The organism is Arthrobacter sp. SW1, assembly GCF_001766675.1.
Classification (GTDB): Bacteria; Actinomycetota; Actinomycetes; order Actinomycetales; family Micrococcaceae; genus Arthrobacter.
In genome coordinates this window covers 67,461-88,960 of sequence record NZ_MJLT01000006.1, presented here as the reverse complement: position 1 = coordinate 88,960, position 21,500 = coordinate 67,461, and the positions used below count along the sequence as shown (strand labels likewise).

Annotated in this window: 21 protein-coding genes and 7 tRNA genes; 19 read left to right on the top strand and 9 right to left on the bottom strand. The window is 67.7% G+C overall.

Annotated elements, in window-relative coordinates; translation table 11 throughout:
• Positions 1-40 precede the first annotated feature (40 nt).
• The 5 genes from BIU82_RS05915 to BIU82_RS05895 form a co-directional block, all read right to left on the bottom strand.
• Positions 41-1,582 (bottom strand): transcription antitermination factor NusB, encoded by a 1,542-nt coding sequence (locus BIU82_RS05915; RefSeq protein WP_070348545.1) that lies wholly within the window; start codon positions 1,580-1,582, stop codon positions 41-43.
• Positions 1,579-2,499, bottom strand: coding sequence for a methionyl-tRNA formyltransferase (gene fmt, locus BIU82_RS05910; RefSeq protein ID WP_070348544.1), 921 nt, complete (start codon positions 2,497-2,499; stop codon positions 1,579-1,581). Before fmt ends, BIU82_RS05915 begins: the two co-directional genes overlap by 4 nt.
• Positions 2,496-3,062, bottom strand: coding sequence for a peptide deformylase (def, locus tag BIU82_RS05905; RefSeq protein WP_070348543.1), 567 nt, complete (start codon positions 3,060-3,062; stop codon positions 2,496-2,498). Before def ends, fmt begins: the two co-directional genes overlap by 4 nt.
• 52 nt (positions 3,063-3,114) lie before the next feature.
• Complete coding sequence (locus BIU82_RS05900; RefSeq protein ID WP_070348542.1) at positions 3,115-3,996, bottom strand: cytochrome; 882 nt, start codon at positions 3,994-3,996, stop codon at positions 3,115-3,117.
• A 95-nt stretch (positions 3,997-4,091) separates the two neighbouring features.
• Positions 4,092-4,163 (bottom strand) — tRNA-Val (locus BIU82_RS05895).
• A gap of 272 nt (positions 4,164-4,435) precedes the next feature.
• Between BIU82_RS05895 and BIU82_RS05890 the strand changes: the two genes are divergently transcribed.
• From BIU82_RS05890 to BIU82_RS05850, 9 genes are all read left to right on the top strand, one after another.
• A tRNA-Gly gene (locus tag BIU82_RS05890) sits at positions 4,436-4,508 on the top strand.
• Positions 4,509-4,563: 55 nt separating this feature from the next.
• Positions 4,564-4,634 (top strand) — tRNA-Cys (locus BIU82_RS05885).
• Between the two features lie 40 nt (positions 4,635-4,674).
• Positions 4,675-4,746, top strand: a tRNA-Val gene (locus BIU82_RS05880).
• 60 nt (positions 4,747-4,806) lie between these two features.
• Positions 4,807-4,879 (top strand) — tRNA-Gly (locus BIU82_RS05875).
• A gap of 52 nt (positions 4,880-4,931) precedes the next feature.
• Positions 4,932-5,003 (top strand) — tRNA-Val (locus BIU82_RS05870).
• Positions 5,004-5,045: 42 nt separating this feature from the next.
• A tRNA-Gly gene (locus tag BIU82_RS05865) sits at positions 5,046-5,118 on the top strand.
• A 217-nt stretch (positions 5,119-5,335) separates the two neighbouring features.
• Positions 5,336-6,793 carry an amino acid permease gene (locus BIU82_RS05860; protein WP_253182699.1) on the top strand — a complete coding sequence of 486 codons (1,458 nt, stop codon included), beginning with the start codon at positions 5,336-5,338 and terminating at the stop codon, positions 6,791-6,793.
• A gap of 89 nt (positions 6,794-6,882) precedes the next feature.
• Positions 6,883-7,113 carry an antitoxin gene (locus BIU82_RS05855; protein ID WP_083292216.1) on the top strand — a complete coding sequence of 77 codons (231 nt, stop codon included), beginning with the start codon at positions 6,883-6,885 and terminating at the stop codon, positions 7,111-7,113.
• Between the two features lie 196 nt (positions 7,114-7,309).
• On the top strand, positions 7,310-8,461 hold the full coding sequence (locus BIU82_RS05850) for a benzoate/H(+) symporter BenE family transporter (RefSeq protein WP_253182700.1): 1,152 nt from the start codon (positions 7,310-7,312) through the stop codon (positions 8,459-8,461).
• On the opposite strand, the gene zapE is transcribed toward BIU82_RS05850, so the two are convergent.
• The gene (zapE, locus tag BIU82_RS05845) at positions 8,458-9,495 is read right to left on the bottom strand and encodes a cell division protein ZapE (protein WP_070348539.1); all 1,038 of its coding nucleotides are present in this window, start codon (positions 9,493-9,495) and stop codon (positions 8,458-8,460) included. The genes BIU82_RS05850 and zapE overlap by 4 nt on opposite strands.
• A gap of 217 nt (positions 9,496-9,712) precedes the next feature.
• Here zapE and BIU82_RS05840 point away from each other — a divergent pair, with 217 nt between their 5' ends.
• From BIU82_RS05840 to ybaK, 3 genes are all read left to right on the top strand, one after another.
• Entirely contained in the window at positions 9,713-10,633 is a 921-nt protein-coding gene (locus tag BIU82_RS05840) for a sulfurtransferase (protein WP_070348538.1), read from the top strand.
• A 73-nt stretch (positions 10,634-10,706) separates the two neighbouring features.
• Positions 10,707-11,165: a SufE family protein gene (locus BIU82_RS05835; RefSeq protein ID WP_171906507.1), complete on the top strand. Its 459-nt coding sequence runs from the start codon at positions 10,707-10,709 to the stop codon at positions 11,163-11,165.
• Positions 11,166-11,186: 21 nt separating this feature from the next.
• The gene (gene ybaK, locus BIU82_RS05830) at positions 11,187-11,678 is read left to right on the top strand and encodes a Cys-tRNA(Pro) deacylase (RefSeq protein WP_070348536.1); all 492 of its coding nucleotides are present in this window, start codon (positions 11,187-11,189) and stop codon (positions 11,676-11,678) included.
• 36 nt (positions 11,679-11,714) lie between these two features.
• On the opposite strand, the gene BIU82_RS05825 is transcribed toward ybaK, so the two are convergent.
• Positions 11,715-12,971 (bottom strand): alpha/beta fold hydrolase, encoded by a 1,257-nt coding sequence (locus tag BIU82_RS05825; RefSeq protein ID WP_070348535.1) that lies wholly within the window; start codon positions 12,969-12,971, stop codon positions 11,715-11,717.
• Between the two features lie 107 nt (positions 12,972-13,078).
• Between BIU82_RS05825 and BIU82_RS05820 the strand changes: the two genes are divergently transcribed.
• From BIU82_RS05820 to BIU82_RS05790, 7 genes are all read left to right on the top strand, one after another.
• Positions 13,079-13,570 (top strand): hypothetical protein, encoded by a 492-nt coding sequence (locus BIU82_RS05820; RefSeq protein ID WP_070348534.1) that lies wholly within the window; start codon positions 13,079-13,081, stop codon positions 13,568-13,570.
• Between the two features lie 14 nt (positions 13,571-13,584).
• Positions 13,585-14,070: a peptide-methionine (R)-S-oxide reductase MsrB gene (gene msrB / locus BIU82_RS05815; RefSeq protein ID WP_083292215.1), complete on the top strand. Its 486-nt coding sequence runs from the start codon at positions 13,585-13,587 to the stop codon at positions 14,068-14,070.
• 176 nt (positions 14,071-14,246) lie between these two features.
• A complete protein-coding gene (locus tag BIU82_RS05810; RefSeq protein ID WP_070348533.1) occupies positions 14,247-15,614 on the top strand; it encodes a DUF6421 family protein in 1,368 nt (455 codons plus the stop codon).
• Positions 15,614-16,339: an SDR family NAD(P)-dependent oxidoreductase gene (locus BIU82_RS05805; protein ID WP_070348532.1), complete on the top strand. Its 726-nt coding sequence runs from the start codon at positions 15,614-15,616 to the stop codon at positions 16,337-16,339. The genes BIU82_RS05810 and BIU82_RS05805 overlap by 1 nt, the downstream gene beginning before the upstream one ends.
• A gap of 48 nt (positions 16,340-16,387) precedes the next feature.
• Positions 16,388-17,494, top strand: a complete 1,107-nt coding sequence (locus tag BIU82_RS05800) for a low specificity L-threonine aldolase (RefSeq protein ID WP_070348531.1) — start codon at positions 16,388-16,390, stop codon at positions 17,492-17,494.
• 61 nt (positions 17,495-17,555) lie between these two features.
• Positions 17,556-18,212 carry a DUF3000 domain-containing protein gene (locus tag BIU82_RS05795; RefSeq protein WP_070348530.1) on the top strand — a complete coding sequence of 219 codons (657 nt, stop codon included), beginning with the start codon at positions 17,556-17,558 and terminating at the stop codon, positions 18,210-18,212.
• A 20-nt stretch (positions 18,213-18,232) separates the two neighbouring features.
• Positions 18,233-19,561, top strand: a complete 1,329-nt coding sequence (locus tag BIU82_RS05790) for an HRDC domain-containing protein (protein ID WP_070348529.1) — start codon at positions 18,233-18,235, stop codon at positions 19,559-19,561.
• A 6-nt stretch (positions 19,562-19,567) separates the two neighbouring features.
• On the opposite strand, the gene BIU82_RS05785 is transcribed toward BIU82_RS05790, so the two are convergent.
• Together BIU82_RS05785 and BIU82_RS05780 are read right to left on the bottom strand one after the other, a co-directional pair.
• Entirely contained in the window at positions 19,568-20,218 is a 651-nt protein-coding gene (locus BIU82_RS05785) for a response regulator transcription factor (RefSeq protein WP_216098999.1), read from the bottom strand.
• Positions 20,218-21,498 (bottom strand): histidine kinase, encoded by a 1,281-nt coding sequence (locus BIU82_RS05780; RefSeq protein WP_171906506.1) that lies wholly within the window; start codon positions 21,496-21,498, stop codon positions 20,218-20,220. The genes BIU82_RS05785 and BIU82_RS05780 overlap by 1 nt, the downstream gene beginning before the upstream one ends.
• Positions 21,499-21,500: the final 2 nt, after the last annotated feature.

Genomic DNA, 21,500 nt, shown 5'->3' with positions numbered 1-21,500 from the left:
TGCTGTGGAGCGGGAGCTTTCCGGCTGAGGGCTTCCGGAACTAGGACTTCTTCCGGATGAGCGCCATGAACATGGCATCCGTGCGGTGCAGGTGCGGCCAGAGCTGAGCAGTCTGTTCATGCCCGGCACCGAGGGTTCCGTCAAGGCTGACGGCGTCCAGTGCCGCGCCGGCGTCGAGCAGTTCGAGGTCGTCACGTTTCGCGACGGCGTCGCTGACGACGGCGGTGGTCTCTGCCGGGTGCGGGGAACAGGTCACGTAAGCGACGATTCCGCCCGGGCGGACGGCGTCAATGGCGGATTCCAACAGTTCGCGCTGCAGCGGGCCGAGTTCGGCGAGGTCTTTCGGCGTGCGGCGCCAGCGTGATTCGGGGCGGCGGCGCAGGGCACCGAGACCCGTGCATGGCACATCCGCGAGCACGCGGTCGAAACCGCCGGGCTGCTCCTTGCCAAGGTCGCGGCCGTCGCCCGTGCGCACCGACCAGGCGGAATCCGGCACTGCGGCCAAGGCCTGGCTGACAAGCCTGGCACGGTGCGGTGCCGGCTCGTTGGCCAGCAGCGTGGCGCCGCTTTCGTTGGCCAAGGCGGCGAGCAGCGTCGCCTTGCCGCCGGGGCCGGCACAGAGGTCCAGCCACTTCTCGCCTTCACGTGTGGCATTGCCGAGGTCGACGGCCGCCACCGCGCGGGCGACCAGCTGCGAACCGACATCCTGGACACGGGTGGTGCCTGCCCGCACCGAGGACAAGCGGCCGAGGTCGCCGCCGCTGGAGAGCGCCGAACCCTCCACGAGCGGCCCGGGGGTGGCACCGTTTTCCAGGGCTTCGTCGAGGCTGCCGAGGCCCGGGAGCGCGACGAGGTTCACCACGGGTGCTGCGTTGTCGGCTTCGAGCAGCTCCGTGATTTCCTCCGCCGGGCGGCCGTGGGCCACCAGGGACTGGCGCAGGGCGCGGACGATCCATTCCGGGTGCGCGTGACGGATGGCGTCGATCTTTGTCTGTTCGCTTTCGCCGGCCAGGAGGTGGTCCAGCCATTCCGGAAGCGTGCGTGCGGTCACCTTGCGCAGGACCGCGTTGATGAGCGACGACGGACCGGCACCGATGACCGCGCGGGCCAAGCCCACCGTCTGGTCCAGGGCGGCGTGAGCGGGGACCCGCATGGCGAGGAGCTGGTGCGCGCCGAGGCGGAGGGCGTCCAGCACCGCGGGATCCAGCTGGGCCAGCGGCCGGTCCACGCAGGCCGCGAGGATGGCGTCATAGGTCCCCTGCCCGCGCAGGGCGCCGTAGCTCAGCTCAGTGGCGAATCCGGCGTCGCGCTTGTCCAGGCGGTGGTGCCGGATCCTGGCCGGGAGCACCAGGTTGGCGTAGGCGTCCTCGGACGCCACGGCCCGCAGCACTTCAAAGGCAACCAGGCGTGCGGGATCGGCACGGCGGGTCCGTTGCGACGGGGCACTGGCGGAAAAGCCCCGCTGCGGCCCGCGGTTGCGTTCGCGGCCCTTGGCGTCACGGCGGACATTGCTGCGGTCGCCCCGGCCACCGCCGTCGCGTCCGCCATGGTTTGCCGGGTTCCGTCGGCCGGACTCACTCATTCGAATACCACGCTCTCTGCTGCTGCCAGGCCGCGGGCCCAATCGGCCGACGCCATCATCTTCTTGCCGGCCGGTTGGATCCGGCCAAGCTGCACCGCGTGGGAACCTGTTCCCACGAGGACGGACTTTCCGTCGAAACGGAGGTGGCCGGGTTCCAGGTCCCGGATGTCCGGCCGGAGCCCGAGCGGTTCGAGCTTGACGCGCTGACCGTCCAGCATGGTCCAGGCGCCGGGTTCAGGGGTGACGCCGCGGGAGCGGCGGTTGAGCGCCAGCGCAGGCTGCGCCCAATCGATGCGCCCGTCTTCGAGGCCAAGCTTGGGGGCCAGCGACACCTCGCCGGACTGGGGTTCCGGTGCCGCTTTTCCGGCGTCGACGGCGGAGAGGGTCTGGCTGAGCAGGACGGCGCCGCTGCGCGACAACCGTTCGAGCAGATCCCCTGCCGTGTCTTCGGGGCGGACGGTTTCGGTAACGGTCCCGAAGACGGGTCCGGTGTCCAGGCCTTCTTCCAGCTGGAAGGTGGCCGCGCCGGTGATGTCGTCGCCGGCGATAAGCGCCCGTTGCACAGGGGCCGCACCCCGCCAGGCGGGAAGGAGGGAGAAGTGCAGGTTGATCCAGCCGTGGCGCGGCACTGAGAGGGCGTTCTTGGGGACGATGCCGCCGTAGGCGACGATCGCCGCGACATCGGGCGCAAAAGCGGCGATGCGCGCGGTGGTTTCCTCATCCACCTTGGCCGCGTGGATCACCTCGATGCCGAGTTCGACGGCGCGTGCGGCCACCGGTGACGGCGTCAGGACCCGCTTGCGCCCGGTGGGCGCATCGGGGCGGGTCAGGACTGCGACGACGTCGAAGCCGGCGGCGACCAGTGCGTCGAGGGAAGGAACGGCGACGGCCGGAGTGCCGGCGAAGAGGACCCTCATTCGGTAGTGCCGAAGCTGCCGAAGCTCGAGCCCACGGTGGTGGCCCGCTTGCTGGTGGTCTGCTCCGTCACCGCGTGGTAGTTCGCGGCACGGATGGCCCGCAGCGCGGACTTCCGGTCCTCGCCTTCAAGGCGGTCGGTGAAGAGGATGCCGTCCAGGTGGTCCGTTTCGTGCTGGAAGCACCGGGCGAGCATGCCTTCGGCCTCGATCGTCACCGGGTTGCCGTGAAGGTCCACACCGGTGGCGCGGGTGGTCCGGCGCCGGCGGACGGGATAAGCGAGCCCCGGGATGGACAGGCACCCTTCAATCTCGTCGTCCTGGAAGTCCTCGCTGTTCTCCAGCACGGGGTTGATGATGTGTCCTTCGACGCCGCCGATCCGGTAAGTGAAGACACGCTGGCTCACGCCGACCTGCGGGGCGGCGAGCCCTGCACCTTCCACGTCTTCCATGGTTTCGGTCATGTCGGCGACCAGTTTGGCGAGCTCGGGCCCGAAGTCCGTCACGGGATCGGCAACCGTACGCAGTACGGGGTCCCCGATGATCCGGATGCTCAAAATGGCCATGCGCTGTCAGTCCTCACGGTCGGCGTTTCCTGTGCTTCGCGGATAAGTGAAGCTAAGCCAGTTTAGTGGAGCCCACCGCGGCCGGGGCGGCCGGGTAGGCAGGCGGCGCGATTCCAAGCAGCGCAGGGCCGGCCGTACTGACCTCCGCGGACATGTCCCACACCCGTTTGAGCGCACAGAATTTCCACCAGTGGTGCTTGAGGACCTCGGGGTTGGCCCGTTGCGGCCGCACCTCGGTTTCACCGATGGCCACGGCAAGCAGCACGGGATCCTCGCCGTACTTCCAGGGTTCCCACTGCCCGGCCACCGGATCCACCAGGCTTTCCTCTGCCTTCATCCCGGCGACGAGCTGCATGACCACCTTGTCATCCAGTGCCTTCACGGTGCCGTCGCGGTTGGTGCCCTTTGTCTTGTAATCGATCAGGCAGATCCTGCCATTGATGCGCGCCACGAGGTCCAGCGTGCCCGCGTATCCGACGCTCGAATTCCAGACGGTGATCTCGGGCGCGAGCGGCTCCACCCGGTACAACTCCCACCATTCATCAAATCTGGCGGCGAAGGCCTGCTCTCCGTGCGAGGCCAGGATGTCGCGCGATTCCTCCACCCTGTGCTCCCGGCCGAGGGCGCGGAGGGCGACCTGCTCGCAGTAGTTGTGTACGCGGTCGCCACGCTGGGCGGCGTCATCGCGGTAGACCTCCGCCGCTTTGGCTGCCTTGTTGACAGCCTGGCGGAGCCCGGCCGGGCTGCCGAGCAGGCGGGGAAGATCAGGATCGTTGGCCAGGCTGTTGGCTCCCATGTAACCGAACCAGCCGTCCAGCGAATGCGCCTGCTGCCCGATCACCGTGGTGATGGACGGTACGGAGAAGCCCTCCGTGGTGGACCGGGCGTACATCCGTCCGTAGTCGGTGGCGTGGGCAAGCAGTGGATCTGTCATGGGAAAACTCTTTCACAGACCCCTGACAGGAACCGAGCCAGTGGCGCGTAACGACAAAACCCCCGCCGATTAATGACCAGCGGGGGTTTCCACGGTGGGCGATACTGGGTTCGAACCAGTGACCTCTTCGGTGTGAACGAAGCGCGCTACCACTGCGCCAATCGCCCGTGCATCAAAAACACTAACCGACTCCGGCCGGAAATCAAAAACGGGCGGAACAGGCGCCGAACCCTGCACTCCACCCCTCCGTACGCAGCGGCGAACCGCAAGCTAATCACAGCCGTGTAACTTCGAAAATCCGCGCCATTCCACGGAAGCGACGGCGTCGCCGCGCGCAAACACCGCAGCGATTTGGAGTTTCCCCGAACCTCCTATAGAGTTTTTACTCGTCGGAAAGCGACGGACCGCCCCTCGGGACGGAACGAAGAAATCCGGCAATGCGGACGTAGCTCAGCTGGTAGAGCACCACCTTGCCAAGGTGGATGTCGCGAGTTCGAATCTCGTCGTCCGCTCGCAGGACACTGTCACGGCAATGAATCTCCGGTAATTCGGGATTCCTGCTTACACGGTGGGTTGGCCGAGAGGCGAGGCAGCGGCCTGCAAAGCCGTATACACGGGTTCGAATCCCGTACCCACCTCGGTGAAAACCCTGGATTCCGGTTCCGGCCGGATCACTATGGGCGATTGGCGCAGCGGTAGCGCGCTTCCCTGACACGGAAGAGGTCACTGGTTCGATCCCAGTATCGCCCACGAGAGCAAGGAAACTTGCTTCGAGTTGAGCGGATGGCTCCAGCCATCCGCTCAACATTTGCGGACGTAGCTCAGCTGGTAGAGCACCACCTTGCCAAGGTGGATGTCGCGAGTTCGAATCTCGTCGTCCGCTCTCCTGTTTTTAAGGAATCCGGAAACGGATAGTGCCGGCACAAGCCGGACACGGGCGATTGGCGCAGCGGTAGCGCGCTTCCCTGACACGGAAGAGGTCACTGGTTCGATCCCAGTATCGCCCACGGAACAAGGCAACTTGTTTCAGTGCCGGACTACCGGCACACGCGGACGTAGCTCAGCTGGTAGAGCACCACCTTGCCAAGGTGGATGTCGCGAGTTCGAATCTCGTCGTCCGCTCTCATGGATCCGTCCCTGAATCGTGAAGCAGCTCTGCGGAGCTGCTTTTTTTGTGCCCCGATTCCGCGCACACTGGGAGGACCACGCTCCAAACGCTCAGGAAATCCAATGAATAAAGCTAAGGAAAAATCGCTTTATCTGATGTGATTCGCCTCGCATACTTTTCTTCGGACCTTTTTGGCATGCACCCATATCGCCTACAGGCAGGAGCACCCCGGTGAACCAAGCAACACCGAACTCGATCATGAGAAGGAAACCGATCGACACGATCGAGGAGGAGAACAAGCACAGCGGGCTCTTCAAGAGCCTCGGCCTCTGGCAGCTGACGGCCATCGGCGTCGGCGGCATCATCGGCGTCGGCATCTTCTCCCTGGCCGGCCTCGTCGCCCACGGAAATGAGAGCAATCCCGGCGTCGGCCCCGCCGTGCTGATTTCCTTCCTCGTGGCGGGCCTCGCCTCGGCAGCCGCGGCCCTCTCCTACGCCGAGTTCGCGGGCATGATCCCCCGCGCCGGCTCGGCTTACACCTATGGCTACGTGGCCCTCGGCGAGATCATCGGCTGGTTCATCGGCTGGGACCTCCTGCTCGAATACATCGCGATCGTCGCCGTCGTCGCCATCGGCATCTCAGGCTACTTCGACGCGTTCCTTTCCGGCATCGGCATCCACATGCCGGTCTGGATGACCTCCACCGTGGATGAAGGCAAGGGCGGCGTCATCAACCTGCCCGCCATCGTGGTCTGCCTTATCGTGACCTGGATCCTGAGCCGCGGCACCAAGACCTTCGGCCGCTTCGAACTCATCGCCGTCGGCATCAAGGTGCTGCTGATCGTGTTCATCATCGGCCTGGGCATTTTCTACATCAACGCCGAGAACTACAACCCGTTCATGCCCAGCGGCTTCGGCCCTGTTCTGGCAGGCTCGGCCACCGTCTTCTTCGCGGTCTTCGGCTACGACGCCATGAGTACCGCGGCGGAGGAAGCCAAGGACGGCAAGAAGCACATGCCCAAGGCAATCGTGCTCTCCCTCGTCATCGCCATGCTCCTCTACGTGGCCGCCACGCTCGTCCTCACGGGCATGCAGAACTACAAGGACATCAACCCCACCGCAGGCTTCGCCTCGGCCTTCACCGGCGTGGGACTCCCGGTAATCGCCACCATCATCTCCGTGTTCGCGGTCCTTTCCATCCTGACCGTGATGTTGACCTTCCTCCTGGGCGTCACCCGCGTCTGGTTCACCATGAGCCGGGACGGGCTGCTGCCCACCTGGTTCGCCAAGACCGACCGCCACGGAACCCCGCAGCGTGTCACCTGGATCGCCGGCATCGCCTCTGCCTTCCTTGCCGGCGTCTTCCCCATCAAGTCAGTGGCCGACCTGACCAACATCGGCATCCTGGCCGCCTTCGTGGTGGTATGCGTGGCCGTGATCGTCTTCCGCTACAAGAAGCCGGAGGCGCCGCGCACCTTCCGCCTGCCGCTCATGCCGCTCGTGCCCGCCTTCGGCGTGCTTTCCTCGGGCTTCCTGATGACCCAGCTGCCGTGGGACACCTGGCTGCGTTTCGGGGTGTGGCTGGTCATCGGCCTGGCCATCTACTTCGGCTACGGACGCCGGCATTCGCTCATGAACCCGGACAGTCCGCGGCACCTCCAGCGTGACATCGAAGACGCGAGCTTGTGACAAGAACTGTAAAACCGTGCTTGGCAAGCCCATCATGACGGGCTAGGCTCGAGGGCGGAGGAGCGAACTGGCTCCGCGAACGAAGGGAGGTGCCCGTGGGACTTTTTGACGATCTGAAGGGCAAGGCTCAGGAACTCATTGGTGGCAACGAAGAAGCCATCAAGGACGGCATCGAGAAGGCAGGCGATTTCATCGACGAAAAGACCGGTGGAAAGTTCGCCGATCAGGTCGACGCAGCCCAGAATGCAGCTTCCGACTTCGTGGAGAACGCCGATGGCCAGCCGGCCGGCGACGCTCCCGCCGCGGATGAGGCTCAGTAAAGAGCTCCCGTAACAGTTACGTCAACGGGGCACCGGTCCCGCCGTGAGGCGGCACCGGTGCCCTTGGCGTTTAACCGGTCGCCCGGAAACCGTCCGGCGGCCTCGGGTACCGTTGAACATCATGCCCTCCCCTGATTCGAACACCGCACCCGCCGCACCACCGGCTCCCCCGACCCCGCGCTCCCCGCAGCTCTCGATGCCCCTGACGGCAGGCGTCGTCACCGCGCTGGTCGGCTTCACTTCATCCTTCGCCGTGGTCCTCGCCGGCCTGCGCGCCGTCGGCGCCACGGACGGACAGGCGGCCAGCGGGCTGCTCGCCCTGACGATCTGCTTCGGCATTGGCGTCCTCTGGCTTTCCTGGCGCTCCAAGGTCCCGGTGACGCTCGCCTGGTCCACACCAGGTGCTGCGCTTCTCGCGGGAGCCGGAGCGCCCGACGGCGGGTGGCCGGCCGCCGTCGGGGCCTTCCTGCTCGCGGGGGTGCTGATCGCACTGACCGGTCTGCTGCCTCCGCTGGGACGGCTGATGGCGAAGATTCCCACCTCGCTGGCCCAGGCGATGCTCGCAGGCGTGCTCCTGCCGCTGTGCCTCGCACCGTTCAAAGCCCTGGGCGAGGCTCCCCTGCTGGTGGCGCCGGTGATCGCGTGCTGGTTGCTGATGATGAAACTGGCTCCGCGCTGGTCGGTTCCGGCGTCGCTCGGTGTGGCGTTGGGAGTGATCGGCATCTACATCGCCGTCAACGGTGGTGCTGTTCCGGCCGGGCGCTTGCTCCCGGAGCTTGAATGGACCACGCCCGCGTTCACGCTGCAGGCCGCAGCGGGGATTGCCCTGCCGCTGTTCATTGTGACCATGGCATCGCAGAACATCCCCGGCGTGGCCGTTCTCAAGTCCTTCGGCTACAGCACGCCGTGGCGGCCGTCGATGCTGGTCACCGGCGCGGGAACGGTCCTTGGCGCACCGTTCGGCGGCCACGCCATTAATCTGGCCGCGCTCAGTGCCGCCCTGGCAGCCGGAGAAGAAGCAGGGCCGGACCGGGGCCGGCGATGGATCGCGGGCTTCACCTCGGGCCTGGCCTACCTGGTGCTGGCGGCGTTCTCGGCCGCGCTGGTGGCCGTGGTCGCTGCCGCGCCCCAAGGCCTGTTGGAGGCTGTGGCGGGCTTGGCGCTGCTGGGCACCATGGCGTCAGCCATCGCCTCCGCACTGGCCGTGGCCGAGGAAAGGATCAGCGCTTCGGTGACCTTCCTGCTGGCCGCGTCAGGGCTGAGCGTGGCAGGAATCGGTGCCGCGTTCTGGGCCCTGGTGGCGGGAATCGTGATCCGCTGGGTCCTCAAGGACCGCAGTAAACCTTAGGAAGGTTCGTGGTTCTGGCCTTCGCGGGCCAGTGCCGTCAGGCGGGACACTGCACGGTAGTACTTCTTCATGTACCCGCCGTTCATCATCTCTTCGGTGAAGAGCTTGTCGAACGGTACGCCACTGGCGAGGATCGGCACGTCCTTGTCGTACAGGCGGTCGGCGAGCACCACGAAACGCAGGGCCACAGCCTGCTCGGTGATGGTTTCGACGTCGCGCCACACCACGCCGTCGATCCCGGCGATCAGCTGACGGTAACGGCTGGGGTGGACACCAGCGAGGTGGTCCACCAGTTGGCGGAAGTCGTCGACGGCGACCGTCTGTCCGTCGAACTCGGCATGCATGTGCCGCTTGAGGTCCTCGGTCTTCAGCGGGGCCGGAGCCGCGGGCAGGCCGCGGTGGCGGTAATCCTCGCCGTCGATCCTGATGACATCGAACTGGTCCGCCAGGACCTGGATTTCGCGCTGAAAGTCGACGGCGGCGAAGCGGCCCTCACCGAGGGAACCCGGCAGGGTGTTGGACGTCGCGGCAAGGCGGACACCGGCGTCGGCCAGTTCCCGCATAAGCCGGGACATCAGCACGGTGTCGCCCGGATCATCCAGTTCGAATTCGTCGATACAGACGAGCTTGTAGCTGCTCAGCGCTTCAACGGTCTTGCGGAAGGACAGCGCGCCCACGAGGTTGGTGTACTCAACGAAGGTGCCGAAGGCCTTGGGCCCGGGGGCCGAGTGCCACAACGAAGCCAGGAGGTGGGTCTTGCCGACGCCGAAGCCGCCGTCGAGGTAGATGCCGGCGCGGCCGTTGTCCTTCTTGCCGAAGATCCGGGAGAAAAGCCCCCCGCCGCTGCCGTTTCCGACGCTTGCGGCGAAGCTTTCGAGCGCCTTGACGGCGGCCGCCTGGCTGGGTTGCGCCGGGTCCGGCCGGTAGCTCGCGAAGGAAACCTCCCCGAACCGGGGGGAAGGGTGGAAGCCCTGCAGGATTTCGGCTGCGGAGACCGCCGGTGTGCGTGCGGCGAGCTGTTCAATCTGTACCAAAACGGTCCGTTCTTCCGGTCGTAAGTCCTCAGCAAGAATACCGGCAATGCGCGGCGGCCACGGACACGGCGGACGGCTGAGCGGGCAGCCATGTTTCACCATGTGACCGCCCCGCAGCAATCACGCAGGTGCGTCGATAGTGTTGGTTCCATGCCGGGCAGCCGGATGTTCCGTCTTCCGCTCCGGCGCCGTCCATCTTCAGTGAAAGGCCATGCCCATGTCCTACCCCGTTGAACAGAACGAAAAGTTCGCGAAGTACGCGCACCCGGAGCGCCTGGTGTCCACCGAATGGCTCGCCGCGGCCCTTGAAGGCGGCGCGCTCAGTGACGGCAAACTCGTCGTCGTCGAATCCGACGAGGACGTCCTGCTCTACGAAACCGGCCACATCCCGGGCGCCGTCAAGATCGACTGGCACACCGACCTGAACGACGAGGTCACCCGCGACTACGTGGACGGAGCCGGTTTCGCCGCCCTGGCCGCCGCCAAGGGCATCTCGCGCGACAGCACCGTGGTCATCTACGGCGACAAGTCCAACTGGTGGGCCGCCTACGCCCTCTGGGTCTTCACCCTCTTCGGCCACGAAGACGTACGCCTCCTGGACGGCGGCCGCGACAAGTGGATCGCCGAGGGCCGCGAACTGACCACCGATGTTCCGCAGCCGGCCGCGGGCGACTACCCCGTGGTCGAACGCAACGATGCCCCGATCCGCGCCTTCAAGGAAGACGTCCTGGCGCACCTCGGCAAGCCGCTGATCGACGTCCGCTCCCCCGAGGAATACACCGGACAGCGCACCCACATGCCGGCTTACCCCGAAGAAGGCGCACTGCGCGGCGGCCACATCCCCACCGCGGCCTCCATCCCGTGGGCGCGCGCCGCAGCGGAGGACGGCAGCTACCGTACCCGCGAGGAGCTCGAGGCCCTGTACCTCGGCGAAGCCGGCCTGCAGGAAGGCGACGAGGTGGTGGCTTACTGCCGCATCGGCGAGCGTTCCAGCCACACCTGGTTCGCCCTGAAGTACCTGCTGGGCTTCCAGAACGTGCGCAACTACGACGGTTCCTGGACCGAATGGGGCAACGCCGTGCGCGTCCCGATCGTCAAGGGCGCCGAACGCGGCTCCGTTCCGGCATCGGCCAACTGACTGCCGCCTGCATTCCTGAATCATCGGTCCGGGCGGGGCACTTCCCCCGCCCGGACTGCGTAAGCTGGACGTGATGAGTACCAATACCCTTCCCGCCGCACTGGCGGAAATTGTCGATGACTTCCAGGCGTTGAGCGAGCCCGAACGCCTGCAGTTGCTGCTGGAATTCTCCCGGGGCCTCCCGGAACTCCCAGAACGCCTCCTGGACCATCCTGAACTCCTCGAACAGGTGGTGGAGTGCCAGTCGCCGCTGTTCCTGACCATTGAGCAGGAACGCAAGGACGACGGCGCTCCGGGCTACCGCCTGTTCTTCAAGGCCCCGCCGGAGGCACCTACCACCCGCGGCTTCGCAGGCGTGTTGCACGAAGGCCTCGACGGCCTGACCGCGGCCGAAATCCTGGCCGTGCCCGACGACATGCCGGAACTCCTCGGCCTCACCCGCGCCATCACACCCCTGCGCATGCGGGGCATGACGGCCATGCTCGGCCGCATCAAGCGCAAGGTCACCGCCGCCGAGCGGCTGCAGTCCTAGACACCAGGGCACCTGACGCTCATGGCAAAGAAGCAGGCATCGTCCGGAACGCCGGCCACAGCCGCACTGGCTGCGGCCGGCGTACCGTACACGCTGCACCCCTACACCCACGATCCCGCGGCTGAAAGCTACGGGATGGAAGCCGCCCAGGTCCTTGGCGTCGCCCCTTCCCGGGTGTTCAAGACCCTGATGGTCGAGATCGACGGCAGGCTCGCCGTCGGGATCGTCCCGGTCAGCGGAACACTTGACCTCAAGGCCATCGCCGCGTCACTGGGTTCCAAGAAAGCCGCCATGGCGGACCCGAAAGCCGCCGAGCGGCGGACGGGCTACGTCCTGGGCGGCATCTCGCCGTTGGGCCAGCGCCAGTCCTCACCCACGGTCCTGGACGAATCGGCGCTGGGTTTTCCCACGGTGCTCGTCTCCGGCGGACGGCGGGGCCTGGACATCGAGCTTGCCCCCGCGGACCTCGCGCGGCTCACCAACGCGCGCATTGCACCGATCGCGGGAGCCTGAGCCGGTCAGGAACCTGAAGACCTTGATGCTGGGGCCCTAGCGGCTGCCCGTGAGCTGGGGTGCCAAGGGCGTCAGCCGCGGCTCCAGCCAGGAACGCACCAGGCGCCCCCACTTTTCCGGGTCCACATTCCATTCCTTCGTGTGGCGTGCCTTGCGGAACGGCTCGAACGTCACCATCTCGGGATTCCGTTCGGCCAGGCTCGCGGACGGCCCGTACGGCACGTACTCGTCATCGACGCTGTGGATCACCAGGGTGGGCGTGCGCAGTTCCACTGCCCGGGTGTCCCAGTCCATGACCCGCAGGTCCACGGGGGCGGCGAGCCCGGTAAGCCTGCGGCCCAGGGAATGTCCCAGCATCAACTGGCCGTAGCGGCCCACGGCGTACGGGATCCTGTTCAGGCGGGCATGGTGCGCCAGGACGTTCACCCAGTCGATGACGGGTGCGTCCAGCACCATGGCCCGGATGCGGTGCCGGTAACGTGAAAGATCCGCGGTCTGCAGGCAGATTGCCCCGCCCATGGACCAGCCGAACAGCACCACTTCCTCCGCGCCCTGTTCCAAGGCGAAGCCGATGGCCGCTTCGACGTCGCGCCACTCGGTGGAGCCCAGGCCGTAGCGGCCGTCCGGGGCCGCGGGGGCCAGTCCGTCGTTGCGGTAGGAAACCAGGAGGCTGTCCATGCCAAGGCTGCGGGCGAGCGGGACGGCACGCAGGCACTCGAGCCGCGTGGCGCCGCGGCCGTGGACCATCACGGCCCACACACGCGCAGTGGAACCCGGATTTGCCCGGACGAGCCACGCCGGCGCACGTCCGCCGTCGACCTCGATTTCAATGTCTTCCGCGGCCAGGCCCAGCGACGCCGGGGACGCGTACACTGCGCCGCTCCACCAGCCGCGGCGGGCCGCGGCCAGGTCCCCGCTGTACACCTCCTGGACCTCGCGCTGGACCGTCCGTTCCGCGGGCGAATAGGACACGATCCTGCCGACCCGGGCGTGCCCGGCGCCGCCATCGAAGAAGAGGCTGAACGTGCCGTGGCAGGTGGTGTCCTCGTTGGCCGCGAGAATGACCTGCAGTCCGTCGTCGCCGCGTACCACCGCCAGGATTTCCTGGTTGGCTTCGCGGGCGGTCGGCGTAATGACGCGCCGGGCGAAGTAGGCCGCGAGGGCCGAACTGCCTGCGCCAAGCAGGGCGGCCAGGCCGCTGCCGGCAGCGATCCCGGCCAGCGTCCATTTGGCGCGGGCGGACATGGCCCCAGTGCCTGGGGATTCGGAGGCCGGGCGCACGGTGGTTGCCATGTGACCATTTTGCACGCCGGGCCACGCTTTGCCGGAATCGCCGCAACGCCCGCGGATTCGGTGGCGAAACCCTGCCGTGCGGCCGGACGCGGGTCTACGCTGTAGCCATGAGCGATCCCATCGTGATTTTGAGCGAAGAGCCCCTCGGCCACGACGACCGTGCCAACATCGCCAAGCTGGTGGACGGCAGCGATGCCCCCATCGTGGTGCTGGTGCCGGCGAATACTGAACGGCACCTGTTGGTGGATTTCCTGGAGAACCTCTCCATGCTGGAGGTGGCGAAAGCCTTCCGGGAACTACTTTCCGAGGCGCCGGATCCGGAGGCGGAGCGCGCCAGCGCGCAAGGCGCCCTGGAAGCCTCGCTCGAGGCGCTGGAAGGCCTGGGCGGCGGCGTCACCGGTGAGATCGTCGACGGCGGCGCTGTCGCCGGCCTGGTCGCGAAGGTCAAGGCGCTCAATGCATCCCAGGCCGTGGTCGTGACCCGACCGCACGCCATCGCTGATACCTTCCACACGGACTGGGCGAACAAGGCCCAGGACCAGCTGGGACTGCCTGTGCTGCATCTCTACGCCGGTTCGGGATTCATCGGCGACTCCTGAGCGTTGAGGAAAGCATGAACACTGCGGAGAACAGCAAGTATTTCGACGCCGCCGACCTCACCGCCGGCGTCCCGCACCAGGAGGTGCCGGAAAAGGGCGCCTGCGTGGAAAAGACCGAGGCCGAATGGCGGGAACAGCTCACGCCGGAGGAATTCCGGGTGCTGCGCCAGGCGGGGACCGAACGCCCCTATACCGGGGAATACTGGGACACCCACACGGCGGGCGTCTACCAGTGCCGGGCGTGCGGGGCCGAGCTCTTCACCAGCAAGGAGAAGTTCGATTCGCACTGCGGCTGGCCGTCCTTCTGGGCACCGCTCGCGGAAGGCACTGTGCGCTACCTGCACGACCGCAGCATGGGCATGGAACGGGTGGAGGTGCGGTGCTCGAACTGCGATTCACACCTGGGCCACGTCTTTGACGGCGAGGGCTACCCGACGCCCACCGACCAGCGCTTCTGCATCAATTCGGTGTCGCTGAAGCTCGTGGAAACACCGGCATAAAGGCGGTGCGGACGGGACCGGGAGGTCCAGCCTCTTCGGGGGCTGGATCTCCCGGCCGTTTCACGGGCCTTATGCAATAGAGTTTCTTATGCTCGGGCATCTTTTGACTTAGCAACGCTGTTCGCTTGCTACGCTCGCCTCAGATCGAAAACCACTGAGGAAAGGCACCGTCAACGATGACCACCACCGCCACCGCGACCCGCGGACGCATCACCGCTGACAACCCCGCATGGGGCTCCCTGAAGGCCGCCGCCACGGCGCTGCAGGCCCTGCAGATCAAGGACGGCTCCGTCCCCGAGGCAGGCGACCACGAGGCCGCCCGCGGCCACGTCGCCGCCATCACCACCGCCGTCGAGGAGCTGGCCCCGGCCTTCCCGCACGACGCCCGCTACCTCGAACTGCTGGTCAAGGACTTCACCCGCTGGGCCGACTCCGGCTTCGGCGTCCCGGACTTCCTGGACTCCCTCATGGCCTTCCAGCCGCAGGAACAGCGTGTGGACGGACTGCAGCACCTGGTCGTCTTCCCGATGTACACGCAGAACGGCAGTACCAACCGCCTCGTGGAAGCCGTGCTGCTCGAGGTCATCTGGCCCGAGTTCATCGGCGGACTGGAAGCAGGAGACTACTCCAACAAGCTCTTCGTGCCGATCCGCTTCCTCGATTTCACCCCCGGCTACGACACCAACTCCGCCGTGCTCTTCCCGGAGACCGTCGCCGTGCGCGAAACCCCTTCCTTCACCTGGGGCGGCATCTTCGCCGACCGTGAAGCCGCCCGCTTCCGCCGTGTCCTGGAGGCCGCCGCCGAGACCACCCGCCTGGAACTGCCGGCAGACGCCGCCGAGCTCCTCAACGACCAGGAACTCACCCAGCGCACCTTCGTCATGTGGGACCTCATCCACGACCGCACCCACATGCGCGGCGACCTGCCGTTCGACCCGTTCATGATCAAGCAGCGCATGCCGTTCTTCCTGTACTCCCTCGAAGAACTGCGCTGCGACCTCACCGCCTTCCGTGAATCCGTGAAGATCGAAAAGGACGAGGAAGCCTCCGAGGACGCCCGCAAGCACGCCAAGCTGGTCCAGTACGCGGTGATCTTCGACCGCATCTTCCGCTTCGCCATCACCGGCGACCGCGTCCGCAACTACGACGGCCTCGGCGGCCAGCTGCTGTTCGCCTGGATGCACCAGCACCGCGTGCTGCACTGGACCGACAGCAAGCTCAGCATCGACTGGGAGGACGTTGCCGACGTCGTCGTCGAACTCGGCGAGCGGATCGAAGAACTGTACTGGCGCTCCATCGACCGCCCGAAGACCGCCCACTGGCTGGCCGCCTACGAGCTGATCTCCGGTACTGTTACCCCCAACCCCGCATCGGTCTGGGCCAAGGGCCCCGACGCGCTTCCGCTGACCGGCACCCCGCGCGAAATGACCGATCAGGTCATGGATGACGAATTCCCGCTGTCCATGTTCTACGAGGCACTGGAGAAGAAGATGCGTCCGGTCATCGAATCCACCACGGGCATCACGGGCTCGACGGCCGCCTGATGGCAACCCTTAACGTCCTGGTCACGGGCGGCAGCAGCGCTTCCGGCGTCGCTGCCGCCCGCGGCCTTGCCCTCGCGGGCCACCGCGTTTTCACTGTCGGCTCCGACCCCGCCCGCATCGCGGCCGCCGCGGAACAAGCCGGCGACGGCGTCACTCCCCTGGTGTGCGACCTCGCCAGCCTGGACGCCGTGCGGGAGCTTGCCGCCGAAGTGCACGCCGCGGCCGGCCCCGTGGACGGTGTCCTCCACCTGGTGGGCGGCTGGCGCGGAGCCACGGGCATCGAGGACCAGCCCGATGAGGACTGGGATGTCCTCTCCACCGCCGCGGTGACCACCCTCCGCAATGTGTCCCGCGTCTTCTACCGCGACCTCGCGGACTCCCCCGCCGGCCGGCTCGCCATGGTGAGCTCGACGGCGGTGGCCTCCCCGACTGCCGCCGCGGCCACGTACGCCGCGGCCAAGGCTGCCGCGGAGGCCTGGACCTTCGCCGTCGCCGACGGCTTCCGCAAGGAGCAGTCCGGCGCGAAGGAGAACCCGGTGGAGCAGCACAGCGCCGCCGTCGTCTTCGCTGTCAAGGCACTCGTCGACGCCCGCATGCGGCAGGCCCAGCCCGAACGGAAGTTCCCCGGATTCACGGACGTCGAAGACCTGGCCGCGGCCGCCGTCGGGCTGTTCAAGCAGCCGGCAGCGGAGCTGAATGGCCAGCGGATCCTCCTGGCTCCCTGAGCCGGCGCCCGGCCCCCTCCTCCTTAGACTGAAAGAGTGAATGAACCCATGACTACTGCCCTGCAGTCCGCTGAAACGCAGTCCGCGGATGCCCAGGCTGTCCACGGCCGGATCCACGATCCCGCGGTCCGCGGCTTCGCCTCCGACAACTACTCCGGCGTCCACCCGGAGGTGCTCGCGGCCCTCGCAGCCGCCAACGGCGGCCACCAGGTGGCCTACGGCGAAGACGAATACACCCGCAAGCTCGAAGGCATGATCGAGGAGCTCTTCGGCGAGGGCGCCGAGACCTTCGCCGTGTTCAACGGCACCGGCGCAAACGTGGTCGCCCTGCAGTCCGTGCTGCCACGCTGGGGTGCGGTGATCTGCGCAACCACCGCGCACATCAACGTTGACGAGAACGGCGCACCGGAGCGGATCGGCGGCATGAAGCTCCTCCAGGTCCCCACGGACAACGGGAAGCTGACCCCGGAACTGATCGACCGCGAAGCCTGGGGCTGGGGTGATGAGCACCGTGCCCAGCCGCTGGCCGTCTCGATCGCGCAGACCACGGAGCTGGGCACCTGCTACACGCCCGAGGAAATCAAAGCGATCGCGGACCACGTCCACGCACGCGGCATGAAGCTGCACATGGACGGCGCCCGGCTGGCGAACGCTGCGGCGCACCTCGGCCTTCCCCTGCGGGCCTTTACCCGCGACGCCGGGGTGGACATCCTCTCCTTCGGCGGCACCAAGAACGGGCTGCTCTTCGGTGAGCTGGTGGTTGCGCTCAACCCGGAGGCCGCCCATGGCCTGAAGTACCTGCGCAAGATGGATATGCAGCTCGCCTCGAAGATGCGCTTCATCTCCGCCCAGTTCATCGCCCTGCTCGAGGACGGGCTGTGGCTGCGCTCGGCGGCCCACGCGAACAGCATGGCCACCCGCCTGCGTGCCGCCGTGGACCTGATCGACGGCGTCGAGCCCACCCAGGACACGCAGTCCAACGGCGTCTTCGCCATCCTGCCGCCGGGGGTCGCGGACCGTCTCCGGAACTCGTTCAAGTTCTACGACTGGAACGAATCCACCGGTGAAGTGCGCTGGATGTGCTCCTTCGACACCACCGAAGAAGACATCGACGCGTTTGCCGCGGCGATCCAGCGGGAACTCTCCGCCAAGTAGCACCCCGGCCGGGGCGGCGTGCCTCCGGGACTTCGCCGCCCCGGCCACATAACCTGCCAAGGTGAACGCGATATCACAGCTTCCTGAGGATTTTCTTTACGCCTTGGGGTCGCTCCGGAAGGCCCAGTGCCGGCGCGAACTGAGGCTCGGCGAGATCCCGGCGCCCACCCGGCTTGCCCCTTACGCCGTTGCCATGGGCGCCGAAGTGTTCGCCCCCTCGACGGCCCGCCGGCAGCAGCCCGTCCATGGCCCCGCGGCGCTGGCCTTCGCGGCGGACAGCGCGGGCTCTCCGGACGACGACGAAGACAACGAACTCGCCACCGGCCGCTTCATCCTGCTGCACGATCCGGACGGCTCCGCTGTCTGGGACGGCGAATTCCGGATCGTGACCTACATCCGGGCGCAGCTTGAGGCCGACATGGGCAACGATGAAATGCTCGGCTCCGTCGCCTGGACCTGGCTGGTCGAAGCCCTCGAAAACCACGGAGCTCCCTACCGGGCAGCCGGCGGCACCGCGACGCGCATCCTTTCCGAAAGCTTCGGCACCCTCGCGGGCCGCCCGGAGACTATCGACATCGAACTGCGGGCCTCCTGGACCCCTGCTTCCTCCGACGCCCGCCCGCACCTCGAAGCATGGTCGGACATGGTGTGCACCTTCGCCGGCCTGCCGCCCCTGCCGCCCGGAGTCACGCCGTTGCCGTCCCGGCGCCTGAACTGATCGCTAGACTGTAAGGCACCATGAGTCCTGAAAACCTGGAACCCAACACAGCCGGCGGCCCGGCTGCTGAACCCGCCCCCCACATCACCGTGGAGGGCTTCGACAATCCCATTCCCGAGGTGATCGACCTCGACGCGCCCCGCGAAGGCGTGCCGCTCGTCATCGATACCCCGGCCGGGCTGGAACGTTGCGCGGCAGCCATCGCCGCCGGCACCGGCCCGGCGGGCGTGGACGCGGAACGAGCCTCCGGCTTCCGTTACGGACAGCGGGCCTTCCTGGTGCAGATCCGGCGCGAAGGCGCGGGCACCTGGTTGATCGATCCGGAACCGTTCGACGACCTCAAGATCATCAACGAAGCACTCGCCGGCGTCGAGTGGATCCTGCACGCCTCCACCCAGGACCTGCCGTGCCTGGCCGAGCTTGGCATGTGGCCTGACAAGCTCTTCGACACCGAACTCGCCGCCCGACTGGCCGGGCTGCCGCGAGTGGGGCTCGCCGCCGTCATCGAACAGCTGCTGGGCTTCGGCCTGGCCAAGGAACACTCCGCGGCGGACTGGTCCACCCGTCCCCTCCCGGAGCCCTGGCTGCGCTACGCCGCGCTCGACGTCGAGGTCCTGGCCGAACTCCGCGAGGAACTGATCGAACTGCTCGAGGCGGACGGAAAGCTGGAGTTCGCGGAACAGGAATTCGCCGGCATCCTGGCGAACGGCATCCCGGCCCCGCGCGTGGATCCCTGGCGCAAGACGTCCGGGCTGCACCAGATCCGTGACCGCCGCCAACTGGCCGCAGTACGGGAACTCTGGCTGGAACGGGACCAACTGGCACGCAAGCGGGACGTCGCCCCGGGCCGGCTCATCCCGGATTCCGCCCTCGTGGCCGCCGCCAAATCGCTGCCCTCCACCGTTCCGCAGCTGCTCGCAACCAAGGGCTTCCACGGGCGCGCGGCGCAACGCGAAGCCCCGCGCTGGCTCCGCTGCATTTCGATCGCCAAGGGCCTGGACGAACTCCCGCCGCTGCACCTTCCCACGAACGCTCCCCCGCCGCCGCGCGTCTGGGCGGACCGGGATCCCGACGCCGCCGCCCGCCTCGCCACCGCCCGTCCCCGCCTACAGGCAGCCGCCGAGGAGCTGAAGCTCCCCGTCGAGAACCTCCTCACGCCGGACTACCTGCGGCGCGTGCTGTGGCGGCCGCCGTCGGACATCACCACGGAGTCCATTGCCGCTGAACTGCGCGAACTCGGCGCCCGGGAGTGGCAGATCGGCATCACGGCGCCCATCCTGGCCGAGGCCAGCCTGCATCCCGAGCCGCTGCCGCCCAAAGACGCCAAGGACGCCAAGTCGTCGGACTGACCCCGGCTACCGCCGGCCCGGCCTGACGAAGCCTGTTTCGTAGGCCAGGATCACGGCCTGGGTGCGGTCCCGCACCTGCAGTTTGCCCAGCAGCGAGGCCACGTGGCTCTTGACCGTCTCCGGGCTGAGGTACAGGACCTCCGCGATCTCGGCATTGTTGCGCCCGGCGGCGAGCTCGGTGAGGACGTCCTTTTCGCGCGCGCTCAGGGCGGCGAGGGCGGCGGATCCGTCCCGGCTTGGCGCCGTCAGCTGCCGCACCGCCTCCGGGAACACCACGCTGTCCCCGCCGGCCACGGTCCGGACGGCCTGGATGATTTCCTCCGGCCGGGCGCGCTTGAGCAGGAAGCCGGCGGCACCACAGCGCAGGGCCTCGTAGACGTAGTCGTCGCTGCCGAAAGTGGTCAGCACGAGGACCTTCGGCGTGCTCCCTGCGGCACCGTTGCCGGCCAGGAGCAGCCGGGTGGCCTGGATTCCGTCGATGCCCGGCATGCGGACATCCATGAGCACGACGTCGGGCCGCACCTTGGCGGCCAGTGCCGGCACCTCCGCGCCGTCCCCGGCTTCGCCGGCCACCTCCAAGTCCGGCGCGCCTTCGAGGATCGCACGCAATCCGGAGCGCACCAGCGGTTCGTCGTCCACGATCAGCAGGCGGATCATTATTCCCCTCCTCCCCAGGGCAGTTCGGCACCCAGGCACCAGGCGCCGTCGGACTCTCCGGCGCTGAAGGTGCCGCCCAGCAGCATGGCCCGCTCGGCAAGCCCGCCCAGGCCGCGGCCGCCGGTCCCCGCACGGGGCGCCTGCGGCGCGGCGGACCGGACGTCCGTCGGGAGCCCGTTCCGCAGCCGAAGGGAAAGCACGCCCGCCGCAGCGGCTCCCCGGATGTCCACCTCAACGGCGCACACCGCACCCGGCGCATGCTTCGCCGCATTACTGAGGCCTTCCTGGACCATGCGGAACGCTTCGGCCGCCACGGTTTCCGGCACGACGGCGGTGTCCCCGGCCAGCGTCAGCCCAGCAGGGCCCGGCGAACCGTGCCTGGCCACCAGGCCGCGCAGCCGTTCCGCCAGGTTTTCGGCAGCGCCGGCCGGTGCGCGCAGGATGCCCAGGACATAATCCAGCTCTTCGAGGGCGGCACGTCCGGCATCCTCCACCGCAGCCATGGACGCCGCGGCCTTCTCCGGATCGCTCGCCAACAGGCTGCGCGCGGCCGCCGCCTGCAGGGTGGTGACGGTCAGGGCGTGTCCGATCGAGTCATGGAGCTCCCGGGCCAGTTCGTTCCGGCGGGCGAGCTCCCGCGCGTGCCGCTCCGCGATGGCGAGTTTCCCCTGTTCAGACGGCCCTAGCAGGAGGACGGCCCACACCCGCAGCTGGCTCGCGATCGCGGCGAGCAACGCCATGGCGCCCAGGCCCGCGGCTGTCAGGAGCCAGGCCGCAGTGCCCGTGTCGACGCCGGGCAGCAGCTGGGAGGTGAACGGTGCCAGGCCCGCCGCGCCACCGCCGTCGAGCACCGCGAACGCGATGGCCGCCAAGGTGGGCAGCACGAAGACCAGGACGGCGACCGCGAGCGCACCGGACAGCAGGTGGGTGATGAACCAGACGGCGCCCCGGGCAATGTCGGCCAGACGGGTGGTGCCTTCGGCCTCTTCAAGGGCGATGCCGAGGAGTTCGTTGGCGGCCGTCCGCTCCAGTGCCCGCATCACGCGGAGGGTGGACGGGACCAGCAATAGCCCGGCGGCAATGAGGAAGCCGCTCGGCAGGGCCAGCGGGTTGGCTGCGGCCACCTGCCAGAGCTGTGCGATCCAGAGCGCGACGGCGGCATACGGCACCGCGAGCAGCCCGCCGATCATGAGGAACACGGCCGTCCGCGTCACCGCGGACAGCCGTGCCTTTGCCGGAGGGCGGGGCTTCGGACGCTGCTTCGAGCTGATATGGCCCACGG

Coding starts and splice junctions, on each gene's coding strand:
- BIU82_RS05915 (WP_070348545.1), bottom strand. CDS start 1,582: ATGAGTGAGTCCGGCCGACGGAACCCGGCAAACCATGGCGGACGCGAC.
- fmt (WP_070348544.1), bottom strand. CDS start 2,499: ATGAGGGTCCTCTTCGCCGGCACTCCGGCCGTCGCCGTTCCTTCCCTC.
- def (WP_070348543.1), bottom strand. CDS start 3,062: ATGGCCATTTTGAGCATCCGGATCATCGGGGACCCCGTACTGCGTACG.
- BIU82_RS05900 (WP_070348542.1), bottom strand. CDS start 3,996: ATGACAGATCCACTGCTTGCCCACGCCACCGACTACGGACGGATGTAC.
- BIU82_RS05850 (WP_253182700.1), top strand. CDS start 7,310: ATGCCCCTGACGGCAGGCGTCGTCACCGCGCTGGTCGGCTTCACTTCA.
- BIU82_RS05840 (WP_070348538.1), top strand. CDS start 9,713: ATGTCCTACCCCGTTGAACAGAACGAAAAGTTCGCGAAGTACGCGCAC.
- BIU82_RS05835 (WP_171906507.1), top strand. CDS start 10,707: ATGAGTACCAATACCCTTCCCGCCGCACTGGCGGAAATTGTCGATGAC.
- ybaK (WP_070348536.1), top strand. CDS start 11,187: ATGGCAAAGAAGCAGGCATCGTCCGGAACGCCGGCCACAGCCGCACTG.
- BIU82_RS05825 (WP_070348535.1), bottom strand. CDS start 12,971: ATGGCAACCACCGTGCGCCCGGCCTCCGAATCCCCAGGCACTGGGGCC.
- BIU82_RS05820 (WP_070348534.1), top strand. CDS start 13,079: ATGAGCGATCCCATCGTGATTTTGAGCGAAGAGCCCCTCGGCCACGAC.
- msrB (WP_083292215.1), top strand. CDS start 13,585: ATGAACACTGCGGAGAACAGCAAGTATTTCGACGCCGCCGACCTCACC.
- BIU82_RS05810 (WP_070348533.1), top strand. CDS start 14,247: ATGACCACCACCGCCACCGCGACCCGCGGACGCATCACCGCTGACAAC.
- BIU82_RS05805 (WP_070348532.1), top strand. CDS start 15,614: ATGGCAACCCTTAACGTCCTGGTCACGGGCGGCAGCAGCGCTTCCGGC.
- BIU82_RS05800 (WP_070348531.1), top strand. CDS start 16,388: ATGACTACTGCCCTGCAGTCCGCTGAAACGCAGTCCGCGGATGCCCAG.
- BIU82_RS05790 (WP_070348529.1), top strand. CDS start 18,233: ATGAGTCCTGAAAACCTGGAACCCAACACAGCCGGCGGCCCGGCTGCT.
- BIU82_RS05785 (WP_216098999.1), bottom strand. CDS start 20,218: ATGATCCGCCTGCTGATCGTGGACGACGAACCGCTGGTGCGCTCCGGA.